Annotated in this window: 19 protein-coding genes; 8 read left to right on the top strand and 11 right to left on the bottom strand. The window is 70.3% G+C overall.

Annotation, left to right across the window (positions count from 1 at the left end):
• Positions 1 to 37 precede the first annotated feature (37 nt).
• On the bottom strand, positions 38 to 802 hold the full coding sequence (locus tag ACFVX6_RS15070; protein WP_250750353.1) for a GntR family transcriptional regulator: 765 nt from the start codon (positions 800 to 802) through the stop codon (positions 38 to 40).
• 296 nt (positions 803 to 1098) lie between these two features.
• Between ACFVX6_RS15070 and ACFVX6_RS15065 the strand changes: the two genes are divergently transcribed.
• From ACFVX6_RS15065 to ACFVX6_RS15050, 4 genes are all read left to right on the top strand, one after another.
• Positions 1099 to 2382, top strand: coding sequence for an extracellular solute-binding protein (locus ACFVX6_RS15065; protein ID WP_389691472.1), 1284 nt, complete (start codon positions 1099 to 1101; stop codon positions 2380 to 2382).
• Between the two features lie 156 nt (positions 2383 to 2538).
• Positions 2539 to 3561 (top strand): carbohydrate ABC transporter permease, encoded by a 1023-nt coding sequence (locus ACFVX6_RS15060; RefSeq protein WP_389691470.1) that lies wholly within the window; start codon positions 2539 to 2541, stop codon positions 3559 to 3561.
• Between the two features lie 56 nt (positions 3562 to 3617).
• Positions 3618 to 4454, top strand: a complete 837-nt coding sequence (locus ACFVX6_RS15055; protein WP_389691513.1) for a carbohydrate ABC transporter permease — start codon at positions 3618 to 3620, stop codon at positions 4452 to 4454.
• A gap of 6 nt (positions 4455 to 4460) precedes the next feature.
• Positions 4461 to 5951, top strand: coding sequence for a glycoside hydrolase family 3 protein (locus ACFVX6_RS15050; protein ID WP_389691468.1), 1491 nt, complete (start codon positions 4461 to 4463; stop codon positions 5949 to 5951).
• A gap of 179 nt (positions 5952 to 6130) precedes the next feature.
• Here ACFVX6_RS15050 and nagB read toward each other — a convergent pair whose 3' ends face one another.
• Positions 6131 to 6916 (bottom strand): glucosamine-6-phosphate deaminase, encoded by a 786-nt coding sequence (nagB, locus tag ACFVX6_RS15045; RefSeq protein ID WP_389691466.1) that lies wholly within the window; start codon positions 6914 to 6916, stop codon positions 6131 to 6133.
• Between the two features lie 896 nt (positions 6917 to 7812).
• Here nagB and ACFVX6_RS15040 point away from each other — a divergent pair.
• The gene (locus ACFVX6_RS15040; protein WP_389691511.1) at positions 7813 to 9282 is read left to right on the top strand and encodes a sensor histidine kinase; all 1470 of its coding nucleotides are present in this window, start codon (positions 7813 to 7815) and stop codon (positions 9280 to 9282) included.
• 160 nt (positions 9283 to 9442) lie between these two features.
• Here the strand turns inward: ACFVX6_RS15040 and ACFVX6_RS15035 are convergent, their stop codons facing one another.
• Together ACFVX6_RS15035 and ACFVX6_RS15030 are read right to left on the bottom strand one after the other, a co-directional pair.
• Positions 9443 to 9700, bottom strand: coding sequence for a WhiB family transcriptional regulator (locus ACFVX6_RS15035; RefSeq protein ID WP_004937597.1), 258 nt, complete (start codon positions 9698 to 9700; stop codon positions 9443 to 9445).
• Positions 9701 to 10032: 332 nt separating this feature from the next.
• Positions 10033 to 10998 (bottom strand): diacylglycerol kinase family protein, encoded by a 966-nt coding sequence (locus tag ACFVX6_RS15030; protein WP_250750363.1) that lies wholly within the window; start codon positions 10996 to 10998, stop codon positions 10033 to 10035.
• Between the two features lie 85 nt (positions 10999 to 11083).
• Between ACFVX6_RS15030 and ACFVX6_RS15025 the strand changes: the two genes are divergently transcribed.
• On the top strand, positions 11084 to 11518 hold the full coding sequence (locus ACFVX6_RS15025; protein ID WP_389691464.1) for a hypothetical protein: 435 nt from the start codon (positions 11084 to 11086) through the stop codon (positions 11516 to 11518).
• Positions 11519 to 11536: 18 nt separating this feature from the next.
• On the opposite strand, the gene ACFVX6_RS15020 is transcribed toward ACFVX6_RS15025, so the two are convergent.
• The 3 genes from ACFVX6_RS15020 to ACFVX6_RS15010 form a co-directional block, all read right to left on the bottom strand.
• Positions 11537 to 12610: an RNA polymerase sigma factor SigF gene (locus ACFVX6_RS15020; protein ID WP_389691462.1), complete on the bottom strand. Its 1074-nt coding sequence runs from the start codon at positions 12608 to 12610 to the stop codon at positions 11537 to 11539.
• A complete protein-coding gene (locus tag ACFVX6_RS15015) occupies positions 12607 to 13020 on the bottom strand; it encodes an anti-sigma regulatory factor (protein WP_214949331.1) in 414 nt (137 codons plus the stop codon). Before ACFVX6_RS15015 ends, ACFVX6_RS15020 begins: the two co-directional genes overlap by 4 nt.
• Positions 13021 to 13246: 226 nt before the next feature.
• A complete protein-coding gene (locus ACFVX6_RS15010; protein ID WP_250750367.1) occupies positions 13247 to 13507 on the bottom strand; it encodes a UBP-type zinc finger domain-containing protein in 261 nt (86 codons plus the stop codon).
• A gap of 63 nt (positions 13508 to 13570) precedes the next feature.
• Here ACFVX6_RS15010 and ACFVX6_RS15005 point away from each other — a divergent pair, with 63 nt between their 5' ends.
• A complete protein-coding gene (locus ACFVX6_RS15005) occupies positions 13571 to 15148 on the top strand; it encodes a Na+/H+ antiporter (protein WP_389691460.1) in 1578 nt (525 codons plus the stop codon).
• A gap of 27 nt (positions 15149 to 15175) precedes the next feature.
• Here ACFVX6_RS15005 and ACFVX6_RS15000 read toward each other — a convergent pair whose 3' ends face one another.
• From ACFVX6_RS15000 to ACFVX6_RS14985, 4 genes are all read right to left on the bottom strand, one after another.
• On the bottom strand, positions 15176 to 16078 hold the full coding sequence (locus tag ACFVX6_RS15000; RefSeq protein ID WP_389691458.1) for a 1-aminocyclopropane-1-carboxylate deaminase/D-cysteine desulfhydrase: 903 nt from the start codon (positions 16076 to 16078) through the stop codon (positions 15176 to 15178).
• A 75-nt stretch (positions 16079 to 16153) separates the two neighbouring features.
• Positions 16154 to 16744, bottom strand: coding sequence for an N-acetylmuramoyl-L-alanine amidase (locus ACFVX6_RS14995; protein ID WP_389691456.1), 591 nt, complete (start codon positions 16742 to 16744; stop codon positions 16154 to 16156).
• 94 nt (positions 16745 to 16838) lie between these two features.
• On the bottom strand, positions 16839 to 18035 hold the full coding sequence (locus tag ACFVX6_RS14990) for a globin domain-containing protein (RefSeq protein ID WP_389691454.1): 1197 nt from the start codon (positions 18033 to 18035) through the stop codon (positions 16839 to 16841).
• A gap of 170 nt (positions 18036 to 18205) precedes the next feature.
• Positions 18206 to 18658: an RrF2 family transcriptional regulator gene (locus ACFVX6_RS14985; protein ID WP_389691452.1), complete on the bottom strand. Its 453-nt coding sequence runs from the start codon at positions 18656 to 18658 to the stop codon at positions 18206 to 18208.
• Positions 18659 to 18883: 225 nt separating this feature from the next.
• Between ACFVX6_RS14985 and ACFVX6_RS14980 the strand changes: the two genes are divergently transcribed.
• Positions 18884 to 20290, top strand: coding sequence for a family 2B encapsulin nanocompartment shell protein (locus tag ACFVX6_RS14980; protein WP_389691450.1), 1407 nt, complete (start codon positions 18884 to 18886; stop codon positions 20288 to 20290).
• The last annotated feature ends 12 nt before the right edge of the window (positions 20291 to 20302 follow it).

Raw genomic sequence — 20302 nt, 5'->3', positions numbered from 1 at the left:
CCCCCGTCCGTATAGCGGAACGAGAGTCAACTACGAATCAGACGGCAGGACGCTGGAGTCGGGCGACGAACTTGTAACGATCGCCGCGGTATACGGAACGCACCCACTCGACGGGCTCCCCGTCGGCGTCCAGCGAATGGCGGGAAAGCATCAGCATCGGCAGTCCGACGTCGGTGCCGAGAAGCCCGGCCTCCCGCGGGGTCGCCAGCGAGGTCTCGATGGTCTCCTCCGCTTCGGCGAGGCGCACGTCGTACACCTCGGCGAGGGCGGTGTAGAGGGAGGTGTACTTGACCAGCGAACGGCGCAGCGCGGGGAAGCGCTTGGCCGACAGGTGCGTCGTCTCGATGGCCATCGGTTCCCCGCTGGCCAGGCGGAGCCGTTCGATGCGCAGGACCCGCCCGCCGGTGGCGATCTTGAGGAGGCCGGCGAGGGTGTCGTCGGCCGTCACGTAGCCGATGTCCAGGAGCTGGGAGGTGGGTTCCAGGCCCTGGGCCCTCATGTCCTCGGTGTACGAGGAGAGTTGGAGCGGCTGGGAGACCTTCGGCTTGGCGACGAAGGTGCCCTTCCCCTGGATCCGCTCCAGCCGCCCCTCGACGACGAGCTCCTGGAGAGCCTGTCGCACCGTGGTGCGGGAGGTGTCGAACTCGGCCGCGAGCGTGCGCTCGGGCGGCACCGGTGTGCCGGGTGGAAGGGTTTCGGTCATATCGAGCAAGTGGCGCTTGAGTCGGTAGTACTTGGGAACGCGTGCCGTGCGGGTGGCCGCCCCGCTGTCCGGCTCCGTGATCGCCCCTTCGGTGGCCATCGCCGCCCGCCTTCCCGACTCCAGTTTCGTTGCCGTCACCGGCTCCTCCGATATGTGCGGTCACATCGTGACACGGCAGGGAGGGCGGGCCTTCTCCCTCCCCCAGGTGTCGGTCCGATAACGGACCGAGCACCCGCTCATTAGACCCTTGACACCCCTAAAGGTCTAGGCCAAGCTCCAGCTACTGGTCTACACCAATATGGATCAGATCCCGGCCCCACGGGCAGTACTTGGTGCTTTTTGAGTCACCGCGGCGGGCAAGGGAAGTTGCAGGCAGCATCCCTGAGGAGGGTGGCGTGAAGCGCAAGCTCATCGCGGCGGTCAGTGTCGCGGGCATGATGGTCGGAGTCGCGGCGTGCGGCAACGGCGGCGACGACAAGCCGAAGGCCGACGCGGGTGGCGCCAAGGAGATCACCGTCTGGGTGATGGACGGCTCCGCACCGAAGACCTGGATCGACGCGGTCAACGCGGAGTTCTCCGCCAAGCACCCCGGTGTCACGGTCAAGGTAGAGGTCCAGCCCTGGAAGGGCATCCAGGAGAAGGTCACCACGGCCCTCTCCGAGAACACCCCGCCGGACGTCCTGGAGCTCGGCAACACCCAGACCGCCGGTTACGCGGTCACCGGTGGTCTCGCCGACCTGACCAAGGACAAGGCGAAGCTCGGCGCGGACGCCTGGGCCAAGAGCGGTCTGGCCTCGGCCGAGATCGACGGCAAGCTCTACTCCGCTCCGTGGTACGCGGCCAACCGCGTCGTCATCTACGACAAGAAGGCCTTCGAGAAGGCGGGCGTCACGGCGCCCAAGACCCGCGACGAGTGGGTCGCCGGCCTGGAGAAGCTGAAGGCGGCCGACCCGGCCTCGCAGCCGATCTACCTGCCCGGCCAGAGCTGGTACGTCCTCGCCGGTCTCATCTGGGACGAGGGCGGCAACCTCGCCACCAAGGACGGCGACAAGTGGAAGGGTGGTCTCGGTACCCCCCAGGCCGCTTCCGCGATGGAGTTCTACAAGAAGCTCCAGTCCTTCTCCACCGCCCCGAAGGACAAGGACGAGGCGAACCCGCAGCAGTCCACCGACGTCGTTCCCAAGGGTGGCGTCGCCTCCTGGATCGGCCTCGGCTGGGAGGCCGGCGGTGCCGAGAAGGCGCTGAAGGACGCGGGCAAGGAAGCCGACTTCGGTTACTTCCCGATCCCGGGCAAGACCGCCGACAAGCCGGGCACCGTCTTCCTTGGTGGCTCGAACCTGGCGATCGCCGAGCGCTCCAAGAACAAGGACCTCGCCAAGGAGTGGCTGGCCCTCGCCGCAGGCAAGGACCAGATGACCAAGTACGCCGCCGAGACCAAGGGCGCGCTGCTCCCGAACCAGGCCGGCGCGAACTTCACCCCGGCCGCGGGCTCCTTCGCCGAGGCGATGGCCAAGGCCGGCGTCAACGGCAACATCACCCCGGTGACCCCGGGCTGGGCGAACGTCGAGACCGAGCCGAACCCCATCAAGGAGTTCATGACGAAGGTCCTGAAGGGTGACGACGCCGCCAAGGCGGGCGCGGACGCGGACAAGGAAATCGCGAGCCGCATCAACAAGTAACACCCCGAAGTACCCGTACTGAACGCACCGGGGGCGCGGTGGGCGCCCAGAGCGCCCACCTCGCCCCCGGTCGCGCATTGACAGACGTAAGCGCCGCCTGCTCCGAGCGGGGAAGCGGGTGCCAGTCGCCACAGTCAACCGCGAGGAAGCCCAGACATGACCGTGCACTCCCAGGGAGCGGCGACCTCCGCTCCACAGGACGCACCACACGAGTCCGCGGGGCCGGCCAAGACGCCGCCGCCCACCGGAGCCAAGGCAGCGTCCCAGTCTCCTCGCGGGGGCAGAAAGTCGCTCCCCTCAGGGTGGTTGCCGTACCTCCTGATCGGGCCCGCCGTGCTCAGCATGGCGACCCTGCTGCTGTACCCGCTGATCAAGAACATCATCCTGTCGTTCCAGAAGGTCGACAAGATCGAGTTCATCCAGCGGAAGGCGCCGTTCAACGGCGTGGACAACTACACCGAGCTGCTGGGCGACTCGCAGTTCTGGACCGTGGTCGTCCGCAGCTTCCTCTTCACCGCGGGCAACGTCTTCCTGATCATGGTGCTCGGCAGCCTCATCGGGCTTCTGCTGAACCGGCTCGGCAAGTGGATGCGCCTGGTCCTGTCGATGGCGCTGGTGATGGCCTGGGCCATGCCGATCGTCGCCTCCGTGACCGTCTTCCAGTGGCTGTTCGACGAGCAGTACGGCGTCATGAACTGGCTGATGCGCACCTTCGGCTTCGCCGGCTACGACCAGCACAACTGGTTCGAGACCGGCATGTCCACCATGGTGATCATCACCGTCCTGCTGGCCTGGGGCTCCATCCCCTTCGTCGCCCTCAACATGTACGCCGGCCTGACCACGGTCAGCGGCGAGCTGTACGAGGCCGCGCGCATGGACGGGGCCAACGGCTGGCAGACGTTCTGGAAGGTCGTCTTCCCGAACCTCAAGTCGTTCTTCCTGGTCACGACGTTCCTTGAGGTCATCTGGATCTTCAAGGCCTTCACGCAGATCTACGCGATGAACAAGGGCGGCCCCGACCGCGCCTCGGAGACCCTGACGATCTACGCGTACGTAGAGGGCCAGAGCCAGGGCCACTACGGGCTGGCCGCGGCGATCTCCGTCCTGACGATCGTGATGCTCGTGATCGTCATGTCCTTCTACTTCCGTCTGATCCTGAAGCAGGAGGAGGAGCAGTGAGCACCACCACCGCCCCGAAGCCCGCGCCGTCCGCGCCGTCCGCGAAGCCCCAGCAGCTGCGCAACCGCCGGCCGATCCGTCCCGCGGCCGTCGCCAAGAACGTCGGCGCCCTGCTGCTGGCCGTCCTCTTCGTCTTCCCCGTCTACTGGATGTTCTCCTCGGCCCTGAAGCCGTCCAGCGAGATCCTCTCCAAGGACCCCGTCTTCGTCTTCGCGCCGACGATGGAGAACTTCACCAAGGCCACCGGCGTCGACCTGTTCTGGACCTACGTCGCGAACAGCTTCATCGTCACCATCGGCGCCGTCACCCTGGCCCTGCTCGTGGCCCTCGCCGCGAGCTTCGCCATCGCCCGCATGAGGTTCAAGGGCCGCAAGGGCCTGGTCCTCGCGGTGATGATGGCCCAGATGGCGCCCTGGGAGGTCATGGTCATCGCGATGTACATGATCGCCCGCGACTCCGAGATGCTGAACAGCCTCCCGCTGCTCACCGCGATCTACTTCGTGATGGTCCTCCCCTTCACCATCTGGACCCTGCGCGGCTTCATCGCCGCCGTCCCGGTGACGCTGGAGGAAGCCGCCCAGATCGACGGCTGCACCCGCGGCCAGGCCTTCCGCAAGGTGATCTTCCCGCTGCTGGCCCCCGGCCTGATGTCCACCTCGCTCTTCGGCTTCATCACGGCCTGGAACGAGTTCGCGATGGTCCTGATCCTGAACAAGGACAAGACCGCGCAGACCCTGCCGCTGTGGCTGACCCAGTTCCAGACGGCCTTCGGCAACGACTGGGGCGCCACCATGGCCGCTTCCTCGCTCTTCGCGGTCCCGGTGCTGCTCATCTTCGTCTTCCTCCAGCGCAAGGCCGTCGGCGGCATGACCGCCGGCGCCGTGAAGGGATAACGGCCCATGACTGTCCTTGCGCACCGCACAGACACGTTGACGAGGGACGCCCTCGCGGTCCTCCAGCCCGGCTTCGAGGGCACCACCGCCCCCGCCTGGCTGCTCCGGCAGGTCGCCGAAGGCCTCACCGCCGTCGGCCTCTTCGGCCGCAACATCACCTCGCCCGAGCAGCTCGCCGCGCTGACCGCGCAGCTTCGTACCGAGCGGGACGACGTCCTCGTCGCCATCGACGAGGAGGGCGGCGACGTCACCCGCCTGGAGGTCCGGGGCGGCTCCTCGTTCCCGGGCAACCTGGCCCTCGGCGCCGTGGACGACGTGGACCTGACCCGCGACGTCGCCCGCGAGCTGGGCCGCCGTCTCGCCGAGTGCGGGGTCAACCTCAACTGGGCCCCGTCCGCCGACGTCAACTCCAACCCGGACAACCCGGTCATCGGCGTACGGTCCTTCGGCGCCGACACCCACCTCGCCGCCCGGCACACCGCCGCGTACGTCGAAGGCCTCCAGGCCGCCGGCGTCGCCGCCTGCACCAAGCACTTCCCGGGCCACGGCGACACCAACGTCGACTCGCACCACGCGCTGCCGCGCATCGACGTGGACCTCGACACCCTGGCCGCGCGGGAACTCGTACCCTTCCGGGCCGCCATCGAGGCCGGCACCAAGGCCGTCATGAGCGCCCACATCCTGGTGCCGGCCCTGGACCCGACCCGCCCGGCCACCCTCAGCCCGCAGATCCTGACCGGTCTGCTGCGCAAGGAGCTCGGCTACGAGGGCCTCATCGTCACCGACGGCATGGAGATGAACGCCATCGCCGGGACGTACGGCATCGAGCGCGGCTCGGTGCTGGCCATCGCGGCCGGCGCCGATGCCATCTGCGTCGGCGGCGGGCTCGCCGACGAGGGCACCGTACTGAGACTGCGCGACGCGCTGGTCGCGGCCGTCCGCGAGGGCTCGCTCCCGGAGGAGCGCCTCGCCGAGGCCGCCGCCCGGGTCCGCTCGCTGGCGGAGTGGACCCGCCAGGTCCGCAGGGGCGCGCGGCCGGAGGGGAGCAGCGCGCCCGGGATCGGACTGGCGGCGGCCCGCCGCGCGGTGGTCGTGACGGGTTCGCCCAAGGCGGCTGCCCCGGTGAACGCCCCGTACATCGCCACGCTCACCCCGGTGGCGAACATCGCCGTCGGCGACGAGACCCCGTGGGGCGTGGCCGGGGAGGTGTCCGCGCTGGTCCCGGGCACCGAGTCGGGCGTGTACCCGCAGGGGTCGACCGCCGCCGACGTCCTGGCCGCCGCGGGGAACCGCACCGTCGTCGCGGTGGTCCGCGACGCGCACCGGCACCCCTGGATGACCGAGGCCCTGGACGCGCTCGTCGCGGCGCGGCCGGAGACGATCGTGGTCGAGATGGGGCTGCCGCGGGCCGAGCCGCGCGGTGCGCTGCACATCGCGACGCACGGCGCCGCCCGGGTCTGTGGGCGGGCCGCCGCGGAGATCATCGCGGGCGTCTAGCGGAGGACGTCCGGCGCAGGACGTCCGGCACAGGACACGGACCGGAGCCGGGCACCCGTCACGGGGGTGCCCGGCTCCGCCGCGTCCGGCCGCCGCGTCCGGGCCGCCGGGTGCGCGGATACGGCGAAGGCCGGGCCTTCCCATGGGGGGAGGACCCGGCCTTCGCCGTGCCTACGGGCCTACAGGCCCTGCCAGGCGGGCTTGTTGGCGTAGGTGTGGCGGAAGTAGTCCGCGAGCTTCAGCTTGGACGCGGCGGCCTCGTCCACGATCACCGTGGCGTGGCGGTGCAGCTGGAGCGCGGAGGCCGGCACGAGGGCGGACAGCGGGCCCTCGACGGTCTGCGCGACGGCCTCCGCCTTGCCCTCGCCGGTGGCCAGCAGGACCAGGTGGCGGGCGTCGAGGATGGTGCCGATGCCCTGGGTGATGACGTGGTGGGGCACCTGCTCTATGTCGTTGTCGAAGAAGCGCGCGTTGTCCACGCGGGTCTGCTCCGTCAGCGTCTTGATGCGGGTGCGGGAGGCGAGCGAGGAGCAGGGCTCGTTGAAGCCGATGTGCCCGTCCGTGCCGATGCCCAGGAGCTGGAGGTCCACGCCGCCGGCCGCGGCCAGGGCGCGGTCGTAGGCGTCGCAGGCGCCGACGATGTCCTCGGCCGAGCCGTCCGGGCCCATGAAGGAGGCCTCGGACAGGCCCAGCGGCTCCACGACCTCGCGCAGGACGACGGCGCGGTAGGACTCCGGGTGCCCGGCGGGCAGGCCCACGTACTCGTCGAGCTGGCAGACGCGGGCCTTGGAGGCGTCGACCAGTCCGGCCTTGACCTTGGCGGCGAGCGCCTCGTAGATGGGCAGCGGGGTAGAGCCGGTCGCCACGCCGAGCAGGGCGTCGGGCTTGCGGCGGACCAGAGCGGCCATGGCCTCCGCGATGAGCTCGCCGCCTGCCTTGGCGTCCGGGACGATGACAACTTCCACGCGGGGCCTGCCGATCTGGAGTGTGACGATTGTGGTATAGACCAATCTAGCAGAGGCGGTGCCCCGTTGCCGGGTCTTCGCGCACACTCCATGGTGGGCCGGATCCGCCGCTCCGGCCTCCCGGACCGGGCCCTGCCCGATCCGGGAGGCGCCCCCTACGGCAGCGAGAGCCGGAGCCCCCTCGGCAGCCGGTGGATGGGTCGCGTACGCCGCCCAGAGGGCCTCCGTGCCGCCCGGGACGCCGAACCCGGCCCCGACCGTGGAGGCGCGGCCCCGGGTCGCCCCCATGGCGCCCACGGCTTCATCGGGGCGACCCGGGAGTCCCGTCGGTCGGCACGGACGCGTGGGTGCGTGGGCGCCGGCGCGTCACGCCGGAGCGGTGCTGCAGGGGATGTCCCGCCAGTCGCGCGACGGCGCGGGCCGGGAAGAGCCGGAGGCAGTGGTGGAGGCGGTGGCGGAGCCGGCCCTGGGGGCCTGGTCGCAGGAGGGGCCGCATCGCCCCGGGCCGCATGCGCGGGGTCGCGTTCCTCGGGGTCGCATGCCTCTGTGTCGCATTCCTCTGGGCCACGGTGCCGAACGGGACCCTCAGCCCGCCCGGCACCGTAGCCCGGAGTACTTACGGTCGACGGGTGTGCGGTGCCCGACGGCCGGTGGGAGGTGACGCGCGGTCAGGGCAGATCGCGCGGCTTACCTCGATCCGTCCTCCTGTGCGGGGAGGGCGGAAGCTTGATGCAATTGTGGACTAGACCAATCTGTTCTGTCCATCCAATGACGGGACCCTGATTACCGTCACTTCCTCCAACCCTACGCGGAAGCGGGGTCTCCTGGATACTCCGGAGTATCGCGCTGAGGAAAGTCATGGCCCGTACCCGGGGTACGCTCGCCAGGTGCCCTCCATGAACGACCTCGTACGCCAGCACACCGCTCTCAGTGAAACCGACCTGGAGTGGCTCCACCTGCTGGTCTCGGAGTGGCAGCTGCTCTCCGACCTCTCCTTCGCCGACCTCGTGCTGTGGGTTCCCACGCTCGACGGCAGCCGGTACGTCTCGGTCGCACAGATGCGCCCGAACACCGGCCCCACCTCGTACCAGGACGACATGGTCGGCCACCTGGTCCCGCGCGGCCGCCGCCCGCTGCTCGACGCCGCGCTCGACGAGGGCCGCATCGTGCGCGAGGGGGACCCGGAGTGGCGCGAGGAGGTGCCGGTCCGCGTCGAGTCGATCCCCGTGCGCCGGGAGGGCCGGGTCCTCGGCGTGATCGCACGCAATACCAACCTGCTCACTGTGCGTACACCCAGCCGGCTGGAGCTCACCTACCTCCAGTCCGCCTCCGACCTGGCCCAGATGATCGCGGCGGGCTCCTTCCCGTTCCCCGGCCAGCAGGTCGACATGGACGCCTCCCCGCGCGTCGGCGACGGCCTGATCCGGCTCGACGCCGAGGGCGTGGTGACGTACGCGTCCCCGAACGCGCTCTCCGCCTACCACCGGCTCGGCCTCGCCTCCGACCTGGTCGGCCAGCACCTGGGCACCATCACCTCCGAACTCGCGCCCTCCCGCGGCCCGGTGGACGAGGCCCTGGTCAAACTCGCCAGCGGCTGGGCGCCGCGCGAGACCGAGGCCGAGGGCAGCGGCGGAGTCATCCAGCTGCGGGCCATCCCGCTCAAGCCCAAGGGCACCCGGATCGGCTCGCTCGTCCTGTGCCGCGACGTCACGGAACTGCGCCGTCGCGAACGTGAATTGATCACCAAGGACGCGACCATCCGGGAGATCCACCACCGGGTCAAGAACAACCTCCAGACCGTGGCCGCGCTCTTGCGCCTACAGGCCCGCCGCATGGATTCGCCGCAGGGGCGCGAGGCGCTGAACGAAGCCGTCCGCCGCGTCGGTTCGATCGCGATCGTGCACGAGACGCTGTCTCAGAACCTGGATGAGCGGGTCGAGTTCGACGAGATCGCCGACCGGGTGATCGCGATGGTCTCCGAGATCTCCCCGGGCAAGGTCGCCTGCCGGCGCACCGGCCGCTTCGGAATCCTGGACGCGGAGGTCGCCACCCCGCTGTCGATGGTGCTGACGGAGATCGTCCAGAACGCCCTGGAGCACGCCTTCACCCAGGGGGAGGGCGGCACCGTGGAGGTGTCCGCGGCCCGCTCGGGCAGTGGCCGCGACGACGCCCGGCTGCTGATCTCCGTGGTCGACGACGGCTGCGGTCTGCCCGAGGGGTTCGACCCCCAGCGGGCCGGCAACCTCGGGCTGCAGATCGTACGGACCCTGGTGGAGGGCGAGCTCGGCGGCACCTTCGACATGGTCGCGTCCGAGCCGCGCGGCACCAAGGTCGTCCTCGACATACCGGCCAGCCCGCAGAAGTAGCGCGTTGCACCGGTTACTCAGGGTGACGTCATGGGCTGCTCACCGGCCCCGGACAGCACTGAACCCCGGACCGAATGGTTTTCGGTACGGGGTTCAAGAGCACGTTGCTGAGCGCTTATATGGGTACTACGCGCTGCGGCTCGAGGCTCGAAAGTCGATGTCAGGCGGTTGCGTTGCGCGCCCGATTGCGAGCGGCGCGGCGCTTCATTGCGCGGCGCTCGTCCTCGCTGAGGCCGCCCCAGACACCGGAGTCCTGACCGGACTCGAGCGCCCACTGCAGGCACTGCTCCATGACGGGGCAACGGCGGCAGACGGCCTTGGCTTCCTCGATCTGCAGCAGCGCAGGACCGGTGTTGCCGATGGGGAAGAAGAGTTCCGGGTCTTCCTCGCGGCAAACGGCGTTGTGACGCCAGTCCATGGCTGCTCCATCTCCTTGTATTGCGGGCAGGTTGCTTGTGAATGTGAACGCTTTCACGAATCCCTTCGTGAGGGAAGGGAGACCGCCCAGTTTGGGGGAAAACTCGCCCTGGGCTGCCGAAGATTCGTGGAGGGGTTCTGGCGGTCTGTGTGGGTGCCGGGTTCTGCGGGCTGTCCCGATCGCCATGTAGAGATTCGCAAACCTCGGACGGGGATACAACCCCTTCCGGAAAGTTTTTTTTGATTCGTCGGTGTCTACTAGGTCACAGCCCTACTTCCTAGGGGTGGACCGGCGTGTAAACGTTCGAGTGAAAGGCCTTTCGGCCCTTCCGCTCACACAATCACACGCAGTGCACGGCGTACGCCTGTGAACCGAACGCTGGTGCGCAGCCCGAGGTGGTCTCCGTCCATCTGGAACGGAAGCGGCACCTTCGAATGCAAGGTGAAGTCCGTCAGATCGTGCAGAGACACCGCATGCTTGCCGTGCGGACCGCGCTCAGGAGTCGAGGTCAGGAGCTGTGTCGCGTAGCGGGCGACCGCCGGAGTTGACAAACGGTCCAGTGCCAATACGTCAAGCGCAGTATCGAACGACGCCTCCGGGGAGGCGTAAAGCGGCCGGTTGCCCAGGTATGTCCAGGGCGAGGTGTTGCACACTATCGACAGCACCAGGTCCGTCACCGGATCCGCGCCGGGCCGCTCCAGCGTCACCGTGCCGTGCCGGCGGTTGGGCTCTTCCCAGAACTGGCGCATCAGCTGTCGCACGTACAGGGCATGGGTCGAACGCTTGCCCCGTTCCCGCTGCTGTTCGACGCGGCCCACCACGCCCGCGTCGAAGCCGAAGCCCGCGCAGAAGGTGAACCAGCGCGCCGGAACCGACTCGTCCTCCGTGCCCGGGGTGCCGGCGGCGAGCCCCAGGCCGACCGTTCGTTCGCGCCGCTCCCGCAGTGCGTCCAACAGGGCGCCGGTCGCCTCGACCGCGTCGTTGGGCAGGCCGAGTGCGCGGGCGAAGACATTGGTGGAGCCGCCGGGGACCACCGCGAGTCCGGGCAGCCGGTCCGGATCGGGTCCCTCGTGCAGCAGCCCGTTGACCACTTCGTTGACGGTGCCGTCACCGCCCAGGGCCACCACCAGGTCCATACCGGTCTCGGCCGCCCTGCGGCCCAGGTCCCGGGCGTGGCCGCGGTATTCGGTGGTGACGGCCTCCAGCTTCATCTCGCTGGCGAGCGCGTGGGTCAGGACGTCGCGCGTGCGCGCACTGGTGGTCGTCGCTGCTGGGTTGGCCACGAGGAGTGCACGCATGGGCGTCAGCCTACCGACCCCTTCCGGCGCCGCCCATACTGGCCGTCCCCTCCGGGTGCGGGAGGGGCGCGGCTACGCTGCTGGGGTGAGTACGAAGCCCACCCCCACCGAGTCCGCCGTCCCCGTCGCGCTGCCCCGCCGGCTGACCGCTGCCGCCGCGCTGACCGCGCTGGAGGGGCTGGCCCTGGCCGGGCCCGGCATCGCCGACCTCTACACGGCCGTCTTCGGCGGCGGCGATTCCCTGCAGGCCGCGACCGGCGGGGTCACCCTGCTCGTCCTGGCCGCACTGCCGCTGGTCGCGGCGCGCGGGCTGTTCCTGGGCCGCCGCTGGAGCCGCGGCCCGGCGCTGATCACCCAGCTGATGTCCCTGCCGGTCGCCTGGATGCTGTGGACCGCGGGAGGGACGATGAAGGTCGCCGGCGTGGCGCTGGCCATGGCCGCCGTGGCCGTCACGGCCCTCCTGGTGAACCAGAAGGCCACCGAGGCGCTGGGAATCGGGCCCGCGGAGCAGGCCCGATAACCCGTACGACCGGCTCTTCTACTCCTCGACCAAGAGCTTCTCGCGGAGCTGGGCCAGGGTGCGGGCCAGCAGCCGGGAGACGTGCATCTGTGAGATGCCGACCTCCTGGGCGATCTGCGACTGGGTCATGTTGCCGAAGAACCGCAGCAGCAGGATCCGCTTCTCCCGCGGCGGCAGCCCTTCGAGCAGCGGCTTGAGGGACTCGCGGTACTCGACGCCTTCCAGCGCCTCGTCCTCCGAGCCCAGGGTGTCCGCGACCGCCGGCGACTCGTCGTCGGTGTCCGGGACGTCCAGCGAGAGCGTGCTGTAGGCATTGGCCGATTCCAGGCCCTCCAGCACCTCCTCCTCGGAGATCCCCAGCCGTTCCGCCAGTTCGTGCACCGTGGGGGAGCGGCCGTGCTGCTGGGACAGTTCCGCCGTCGCCGTGGTCAGCGAGAGCCGCAGCTCCTGCAGGCGCCGGGGGACCCGTACCGCCCAGCCCTTGTCGCGGAAGTGGCGCTTGATCTCGCCGACCACGGTGGGCGTGGCGTACGTGGAGAACTCGACCCCGCGGTCCGGGTCGAAGCGGTCCACCGACTTGATCAGGCCGATGGTGGCGACCTGGGTCAGGTCGTCCAGCGGCTCGCCGCGGTTGCGGAAGCGCCGGGCCAGGTGTTCGACCAGCGGCAGGTGCATCCGTACGAGCCGGTTGCGCAGCTCCGCCTTCTCCGGCGAGCCGTCGGGCAGCGCCCGGAGCTCGATGAAGAGGGCCCGCGCGCCGCTGCGGTCACGCGGATCAGGCAGGGGTACCGGCGCCGTGAACACCGGAGCCCGGAGGGCTTCGGTGGTGTCCGCGGCCGGTGCTGTGTCCGCGGCCGGGGCCGCCGGCGGGGCCGTGGCAGCGGCCCCCGGTGGCTGGACCGGCAGTGTTTGGTCGTGCTGGTTCTCGCTCACAGGGCCCGCCCGTCGCTCCGCCGAGTCCAAAAAGCCGTTTTCCGCATCCGTGTCAGCCGGGTGCGGCCGGGCGTGCTGCTGCTCCGGAATGCCGCCGTCGACCTCGTGTCCTACCCGGGGCCGATCCCCGCCCCGCACCGGGACCTCCCCGCCGCTCACGCCGGGCCTGGTCCCGCGCCGCGCTGTTTGTAGAGGCTGATGCTCACCGTCTTGTTCTCCTCGACCGTGGCCTCGACCTTCCCGGCGAGTGCCGAGAGGACCGTCCACGCGAACGTGTCGCGCTCCGGCGCCCGGCCGTCGGTGGTCGGGGCGGAGACGGTCACCTCCAGCGAATCGTCCACCAACCGGAAGACGCAGCTGAGGACGGAGCCGGGCACGGCCTGTTGGAGCAGGATCGCGCAGGCCTCGTCCACCGCGATGCGGAGGTCCTCGATCTCGTCGAGGGTGAAGTCCAAACGTGCCGCGAGGCCGGCCGTGGCCGTCCGCAGCACAGACAGGTAGGCACCCGCAGCGGGCAGCCGGACTTCCACGAAGTCCTGGGTCCCGGGCTCGCCTGCGATCTGGGACACCCTCACCTCCAAGGTGGTACGAGCTCTGTTCGCCGGTGACGCTATCGCGATCCGGGCGATCGTGTCGCGGCACCCCTGTCGGAGGGTGCAGAACCCCGTCGAACATAGCTGGCCGAGAGGCCGTACCTGCGACCAGTGACTGATGGTAAGCCCATGGGGACGCACAGTGGCTAGGGGTCTGCGGGCCCAAATCAGGGGAACCGGCGGAGGGTTGATCTACCCCGGTTCAGACGATCGAACCGTCGACAAAACACCATCGCCAGGTCTCGCCCGGTTCGAAGCTGCGCATCACCGGATGTCCGGTCTCCCGGTGGTGCGCCGTGGCGTGCCGATGGGGCGAGGAGTCGCAGCAGCCGACGTGCCCGCACCCCAGGCACAGCCGGAGCTGGACGGGATGGCTGCCGAGCGCCAGACATTCGGGGCAGGTCTGGGCAAGCGGGACCGGCTCGGGGCGCGGCAGTTCGGGAACGTGGGTGCACTCGCTCATGATGGCCAGCGTACTGAGGTGCGGGCGCCCGGGATGACATGACTCAAGCGAGGATGATCTTCGATGGAGGTATTGCCGCTGGTGGCGCTGGTCGCCGGCTGTGCGATCGTCGCGGGCCTGGCCCGCCGCACCCCGGTGCCGGCGCCGCTGCTGCTGGTCGCCGCCGGACTGGCCGCGGCCTATGTGCCGGGCGTGCCCGAGTACGACCTGGACCCGCACATCGTGCTGCCGCTGCTGCTCCCGCCGCTGCTCTACACGGCCGCGGTGGACAGCTCGTACCTGGACCTGCGGGCGAACATCCGGCCCGTGGCGCTGCTCTCGGTGGGGTACGTGCTCTTCGCGACCGTCGCCGTCGGGTACGCGGCGTACCTGCTGGTGCCGGGGCTCTCGCTGCCGGTGGCGCTGGTGCTGGGGGCGGTCATCGCCCCGCCCGACGCGGTCGCGGCCACGGCCATCGCACGCAAGCTCGGACTGCCGAACCGGATCACGACCATCCTCCAGGGTGAGTCCCTGGTCAACGACGCCACCGCGATCACCGCGTTCAAGGTCGCGCTGGCGGCGGCGGTCGGGACGAGCGCCGGCTGGACGGACGGGATCCGGGAGTTCCTGACGGCCTCGGTGGGCGGGGTCGCGGTCGGCCTGCTGCTGATGGTCCCGATCCACGTCCTGCGCAAGAAGCTGCGCGAACCGCTCCTGCAGAACACCCTGTCGCTACTGATCCCCTTCGTGGCCTACGCGGCGGCCGAGCGGGTGCACGCCTCGGGAGTGCTGGCGGTGGTGGTGGTCGCGCTGTACCTCGGTCACCGCAACTGGCAGGTCGACTTCGCGACCCGGCTCCAGGAGGAGGCGGTCTGGAAGATGGTCGCCTTCATCCTCGAATCGGTGGTCTTCGCGCTGATCGGGCTCCAGCTGCCGGTCGTGCTGAAGGGGCTGGGGGAGTACGAGGGCCCGGCCGCGGCGGGCTATGCGGTGGTGGTGTTCCTCGTCGTGGTCGCGGCCCGCTTCGCGTGGGTCTTCCCGGCGACGTTCCTGCCGAGGCTCTCGCAGCGGATCCGCACGCGCGAGCCGGAGACGAGCTGGAAGGCTCCGGTCGTCGTGGGCTGGGCGGGCATGCGGGGCGTGGTCTCGCTGGCGATCGCCTTCTCCGTGCCGATGAGCGTGCCGCACCGGAACCTGATCCTGTTCCTGACCTTCACGACGGTGATCGGCACGCTGGTGGTCCAGGGCCTGACCCTGCCGCCGCTGATCCGGCTGCTGCGGCTGCCGCCCAAGGACACCCACGCCGAGACCCTGGCGGAGGCCCAGGCCCAGAGCGAGGCCTCGCGGGCGGCGGAGGACCGCCTGACGGAACTCCTGGCCTCCCCCGCGAACGCCCTCCCGCCCCCGCTGGCGGACCGGCTGCGCACGGTGCTGGAGCGGCGCCGCAACGCGGTGTGGGAGCGGCTGGGGGAGGTCAACGCGGTGACGGGCGAGTCCGCGGACGACGTCTACCGCCGCCTGGCGGGGGAGATGATCGAAGCGGAACGCGAGGTCTTCGTCTCCCTGCGCGACGCCCGCCGCATCGACGACGAAATGCTCCGGGCCCTGCTGCGCCGCCTGGACCTGGAGGAGGCGGCGGCGTACCGGGAGGAGGCGGGCTGACGGCGCGGCGCGGGCCCGCCCGGCGGGCTACGGGCGGCCCGTGACGACCGCCGTCAGGGTGGTGCCGCGGGGGAAGGCGTCCTCGCGGGTCAGGGCGAGCAGGGCCCACAGGAGCTTCGCCACGTAGATCCGCTCCACCGGCAGGCCGTGGCGGGCCTCGAAGTCCGCCGCGAACTCGGCCAGCTCGGCGGGGACCCGGGCGTAGCCCCCGTGGGCGTAGCCCTCGGCCAGCGACCAGTCGCCCGCCGGGCCGCCGAAAGCGGCCGTCTGGAGGGAACGTATCTCCGCCTCCAGGAAGCCGCCCCCGACCACCGGCACCCCCACCGCCCGCTGGCCCGCGCCGAGTCCCGCCGCCAGCCCGGCCAGCGTGCCCCCGGTCCCGCAGGCCACGGCGGCCACGTCGCAGGCGCCGCTCAGCTCGCGGCCCAGCTCGGCGCAGCCGTGCAGGGCGAGTGCGTTGCTGCCGCCCTCGGGGATCACGTAGGCCCCCTCGGCGCCCGCCAGCGCGGGCAGCCCGGCCTTGTCCCGGTAGGCCGACCGCGGCACGAAGTGCAGCCTCATGCCGTCCGCCGCGCACCGGGCCAGCGAGTCGTTCAGCGGCCGCCCCGCGAGCTCGTCCCCCCGTACGATCCCGACCGTCGCCAGCCCCAGCAGCCGGCCGGCCGCGGCGGTGGCCCGGAGGTGGTTGGAGTAGGCCCCGCCGAAGGTCACGAGCTCCGGGTACCCGCCCGCGACGGCGGCCCGCAGATTCGGCGCGAGCTTGCGCCACTTGTTGCCGGGCAACTCCGGATGGACCAGGTCGTCCCGCTTGAGCAGCAGCCGCACCCCGTGCGCGGCGAACCGCTCGTCACGGACCTCCCGCAGCGGCGAGGCCGGGCGGGGGCGCAGGATCAGGTCGGGGTCGGGGCCGGGGGTGACTGAACGTTCCACCCGCCCATTGTGTGCCGCACCCGACCGTTCCGTCGCACGTCAGAGCGGGTCTGCCCCGGACGGCCGCCCCGGCAGCTACTTCAGGCGCTCCTCGACGCGGGTGCGCATCGAGGCCATCGTGAAGCCCTTCGGGTCGATCTTGCCCGGGCGCCATTCCAGGTGGCCGACGACCGAGCGGGCGGTCCAGCCGTGGGCGCGGCACAGGGCGGCCGACGCACGGGCCATCGCGTCGAGTTGGAGGGCCGGCCAGGGGTCCTTGCCGTCGCCGAGGTTCTCGCACTCGAAGCCGTAGAAGTGGCGGTTGCCGTCGGTGTTCGCGTGCTGGTCGGGCGGGAGGCGCTTCTCCGCGATCACCGCCGCCAGGACGTCGGAGTCGCCCGCGCCGGCGTGGTTGGCGCGGCCGTGGCCGACCAGGTGGACCCGGCCGTCCTTGGTGATCACGCCGTGGCAGAGCGGGCCGGGGAGGTCTGCGTGGCCGTCGCGGCAGAGCTGGACGGTGTACGCGGTCCCGTGGGTGACGGTGTGGTGGAGCATCACCCCGTGCACCGGCCCCCAGGGGCCCTTGTGGTTGCGGTTGTGGGTGCGCCAGCCGCCGACTTCGACGACCGTCAGGCCCTCGGCCCGCAGGGCGCCGATGAACCGGTCCGCGGACAGGGGTGCGGCCATGACCGCCTCCTTTTGGCTGTGAGTAGTCAGGTGATTACTCAACGTGTAGCGGAGGTGGTCATTCCGTCGCAAGGGCGCGCACCCGGCGCACGGATCAGGCCGAGGCGAGCCACAGGTCGGGGCCGAAGACCTCGTAGTGGATGTCCGCGGGAGCCACGCCCTTGGCGATGAGCTGTTCGCGGGCCGCCCGCATGAAGGGGAGGGGGCCGCAGAGGTAGGCCTTGGTGCCGGGGGCGACCGGGACGGCGGTGAGGTCGAGGCGGCCTTCGTGATCGCCGGGCTCGGCGTCGGCCTCGTACCAGAAGTGCGCCGAGGCGTCGGGGAGCTTGTGGGTCAGGGCGCGGTGGTCGGTGCGCAGGGCGTGGTCGGCGGGGGAGTGGTCGGCGTGCAGGACGGTGACCGGGGCCGTGTGCGCGGTGTCGGCCAGGTGTTCCAGCATGGAGAGCATCGGGGTGCAGCCGATGCCGGCCGAGGCCAGGATCCCCGGTGCGGTGGTGTCCTGGAGGACCAGGTCGCCGTAGGGGGTCGAGACGCGCAGGGTGTCGCCGGTGCGGATCTCGGCGTGCAGGTGGTTGGAGACCTCGCCGTCGGGGCCGGTGGCGGCCGGGCCGTGGACCCGCTTGACGGTGATGGAGCGGATGGGGGAGCCAGGGGCGCTGGAGAGGCTGTACTGGCGGATCTGGCGAGCCCCGTCGGGGAGTTCGACCTGGACGGAGACGTACTGGCCGGGCTTGAAGCCGGGCGCCGGGGAGCCGTCGGCCGGGGTGAGGTGGAAGGTGGTGCAGTCCGCGGTCTCCTCGATGCGGGCGGCGACCGTCCAGGTGCGCCAGACGTCGCCGGCGAGGACCTGCTGCTCGGCGTAGAGGCGTTCCTCGATGGTGATGAGGGCGTTCGCCATGAGCCAGTAGACCTCGTCCCAGGCTGCGGCGACCTCGGGGGTGACGGCCTCGCCGAGGATCTCCACGATCGCCTCGAAGAGGTGCTTGTGGACGATCGGGTACTGCTCGCGGGTGACGCCGAGGGAGGCGTGCTTGTGGGCTATGCGGCTGAGCATCACGTCGGGGCGGGCGCCGGGCTGGTCGACCAGGTGGGTCGCGAAGGCGGCGATGGAGCCGGCGAGGGCCTGCTTCTGGAGCCCGGCGTTCTGGTTGCCGCGGTTGAAGAGGTCGCGGATCAGTTCGGGGTGGGCCGCGAAGAGCTTCCCGTAGAAGAGCTCCGTGATGTCGCCGATGGCCGCGCCCACGGCGGGCAGGGTGGCTCGTACGGTCGCGGTCGACTTCTCGGAAAGCATTCGGGTGACTCCTCGGGTCGGGGTGGATCGCAAAACTGGAATGTGAAATGCGTATTTATGAACAGACGGCGCGGGTGTCTGTGGCGATACGGATCTGTGTTCGAAACGTCTGCGGACATCAGGTTATGCGGGTCCAGTGCCGGTGTGAATCGGCCATCCGGCCCCCGTCGTCAGGGTCTTCCGGCCCCCGTCGATCCGCCCGAAATGCCCAGCAGGAGCGGACCGGTCGGGGCTGCGACCAGGTCGTTCACCGTCAGTGGGTCCAGGGAGGCGAAGAAGGCCTCCTGAGCCCGGCGCAGCGCCCCGCGCAGGATGCACGCGCTCCGCAGTGGGCACGCGACGGTGCCGTCGCAGTCCACGACGTCGCCGGCGCCCTCCAGCTCGCGGATCACCCCGCCCACCGAGGCGGCACGCCCGGCGGGGGTCAGGGTGAGGCCGCCGCCGCGTCCGCGGCGGGCTTCGACCAGACCGAGATGCTGCAGCTTGGCGACCACTTTGGCGGTGTGGGTGTACGGGACCTCCATCGTGGCCGCCACGTCACGGGTGGTCGGGAGGTCCTCCCCCGCGACGGCCAGGCGCATCAGGACGCGCAGGGCGAGGTCGGTGAATCGGGTCAGCCGCATGGGGTCAGCGTAGAAAACTTGCATCCAGGGTGCAAATTAAAGAGAGGTCATCGCGCGGGATGGCTGAAACGGGTGGGGTCCAAGTGCCTCATGGGGCGGGAGTTGAACTCAGGAGAATGCCCAGCCACGAACGGAGTAGTCCCACCCTTTTGTGTAATGGTCCGACCACGTTCCGTGCTGACAGGCTCCTCCCGCAGATTCATGGAGTGATCGAAGGGGAAATTCATGTCGGTCCAGGCAGGTTCCGAATCCGAGACCCAGGCACCGCAGCGCAGTCTGGGGACATCGGCCGCGCGGAACTTGGCAACCACGACCAAGTCCGCGCCGCAGATGCAGGAGATCACCTCGCGGTGGCTCCTGAAGATGCTCCCCTGGGTGTCCGTCCAGGGCGGCACGTACCGGGTCAACCGGCGACTGAGCTACTCGGTCGGCAACGGCATCGTGGAGTTCATCAAGACCGGCACGCAGGTGCAGGTGATTCCGGCGGAGCTGGGGGAGCTCCCCGTGCTGCGCGACTACGACGACCCCGAGGCGCTGGCCGAACTCGCCGCGCGCTGCCACCAGATCGACTTCGAGCCGGGCCAGGAGCTCACCTCCTTCGGTAGCCCCGCCGACAAGGTGTTCCTGCTCGCCCACGGGCGCATCGACCAGATCGGCCCCGGCCCCTACGGTGACGACGCCGTCCTGCAGACCGTCGCCGACGGGGCCTTCTTCGGCGAGGACTCCCTCGTCGACGAGGAGGCCATCTGGGAGTACACCGCCCGCGCCGCCACCGCCGGCACCGTGCTCGTCCTCTCCCGCCAGGACTTCCAGATCCTCGCCGACCGCGTCGACTCGCTGCGGGCGCACGTGGACTCCGTACGGGCCCTGCCCGAGCAGCGCACCAACAAGTACGGCGAGGCCGCCATCGACCTCTCCGCCGGCCACCAGGGCGAAGCCGTCCTGCCGGGCACCTTCGTCGACTACGAAGCCCGCCCGCGCGAGTACGAACTCTCCATTGCGCAAACGGTCCTGCGCGTCCACACCCGCGTCGCCGACCTGTACAACCAGCCGATGAACCAGACCGAGCAGCAGTTGCGGCTCACGGTCGAGGCGCTGCGCGAGCGCCAGGAGCACGAGATGCTCAACAACCGCGACTTCGGCCTCCTGCACAACGCCGACTACGACCAGCGCATCCAGTCCCACGACGGAGCGCCCAGCCCCGACGACATGGACCAGCTGCTCAGCATGCGGCGCGGATCCAAGTTCTTCCTGGCACACCCCAAGGCCATCGCCGCCTTCGGGCGCGAGTGCAACAAGCGCGGGCTGTACCCGGAGTCGGTCGAGATCGGCGGGCACCGGGTGCCGTCCTGGCGCGGGGTCCCGATGTTCCCGTCCAACAAGATCCCGATCAGCGACGCCCGTACGACCTCCATCCTCTGCATGCGCACCGGCGAGGACGAGTCGGGCGTGATCGGCCTGCACCAGCCCGGGATCCCGGACGAGATCGAGCCGAGCACCTCGGTGCGGTTCATGGGGATCAGCGAGCAGGCGATCATCTCGTACCTGGTCACCACCTACTTCTCCGCCGCGGTACTGGTGCCGGACGCGCTCGGCGTCCTGGAGAACGTCGAGATCGCCCGCTGGAGCTGACCCGGCCGGCTC

Source organism: Streptomyces sp. NPDC058289 (assembly GCF_042880975.1).
Taxonomy (GTDB): domain Bacteria; phylum Actinomycetota; class Actinomycetes; order Streptomycetales; family Streptomycetaceae; genus Streptomyces; species Streptomyces stoeckheimensis.
This window is presented reverse-complemented; position numbering and strand designations above follow the sequence as displayed.

Coding starts and splice junctions, on each gene's coding strand:
- ACFVX6_RS14985 (WP_389691452.1), bottom strand. CDS start 18,658: ATGCGGCTGACCCGATTCACCGACCTCGCCCTGCGCGTCCTGATGCGC.
- ACFVX6_RS15010 (WP_250750367.1), bottom strand. CDS start 13,507: ATGAGCGAGTGCACCCACGTTCCCGAACTGCCGCGCCCCGAGCCGGTC.
- ACFVX6_RS14990 (WP_389691454.1), bottom strand. CDS start 18,035: ATGCTTTCCGAGAAGTCGACCGCGACCGTACGAGCCACCCTGCCCGCC.
- ACFVX6_RS14995 (WP_389691456.1), bottom strand. CDS start 16,744: ATGGCCGCACCCCTGTCCGCGGACCGGTTCATCGGCGCCCTGCGGGCC.
- ACFVX6_RS14980 (WP_389691450.1), top strand. CDS start 18,884: ATGTCGGTCCAGGCAGGTTCCGAATCCGAGACCCAGGCACCGCAGCGC.
- ACFVX6_RS15035 (WP_004937597.1), bottom strand. CDS start 9,700: ATGGACTGGCGTCACAACGCCGTTTGCCGCGAGGAAGACCCGGAACTC.
- ACFVX6_RS15050 (WP_389691468.1), top strand. CDS start 4,461: ATGACTGTCCTTGCGCACCGCACAGACACGTTGACGAGGGACGCCCTC.
- ACFVX6_RS15040 (WP_389691511.1), top strand. CDS start 7,813: ATGAACGACCTCGTACGCCAGCACACCGCTCTCAGTGAAACCGACCTG.
- ACFVX6_RS15005 (WP_389691460.1), top strand. CDS start 13,571: ATGGAGGTATTGCCGCTGGTGGCGCTGGTCGCCGGCTGTGCGATCGTC.
- ACFVX6_RS15030 (WP_250750363.1), bottom strand. CDS start 10,998: ATGCGTGCACTCCTCGTGGCCAACCCAGCAGCGACGACCACCAGTGCG.
- ACFVX6_RS15060 (WP_389691470.1), top strand. CDS start 2,539: ATGACCGTGCACTCCCAGGGAGCGGCGACCTCCGCTCCACAGGACGCA.
- ACFVX6_RS15070 (WP_250750353.1), bottom strand. CDS start 802: ATGGCCACCGAAGGGGCGATCACGGAGCCGGACAGCGGGGCGGCCACC.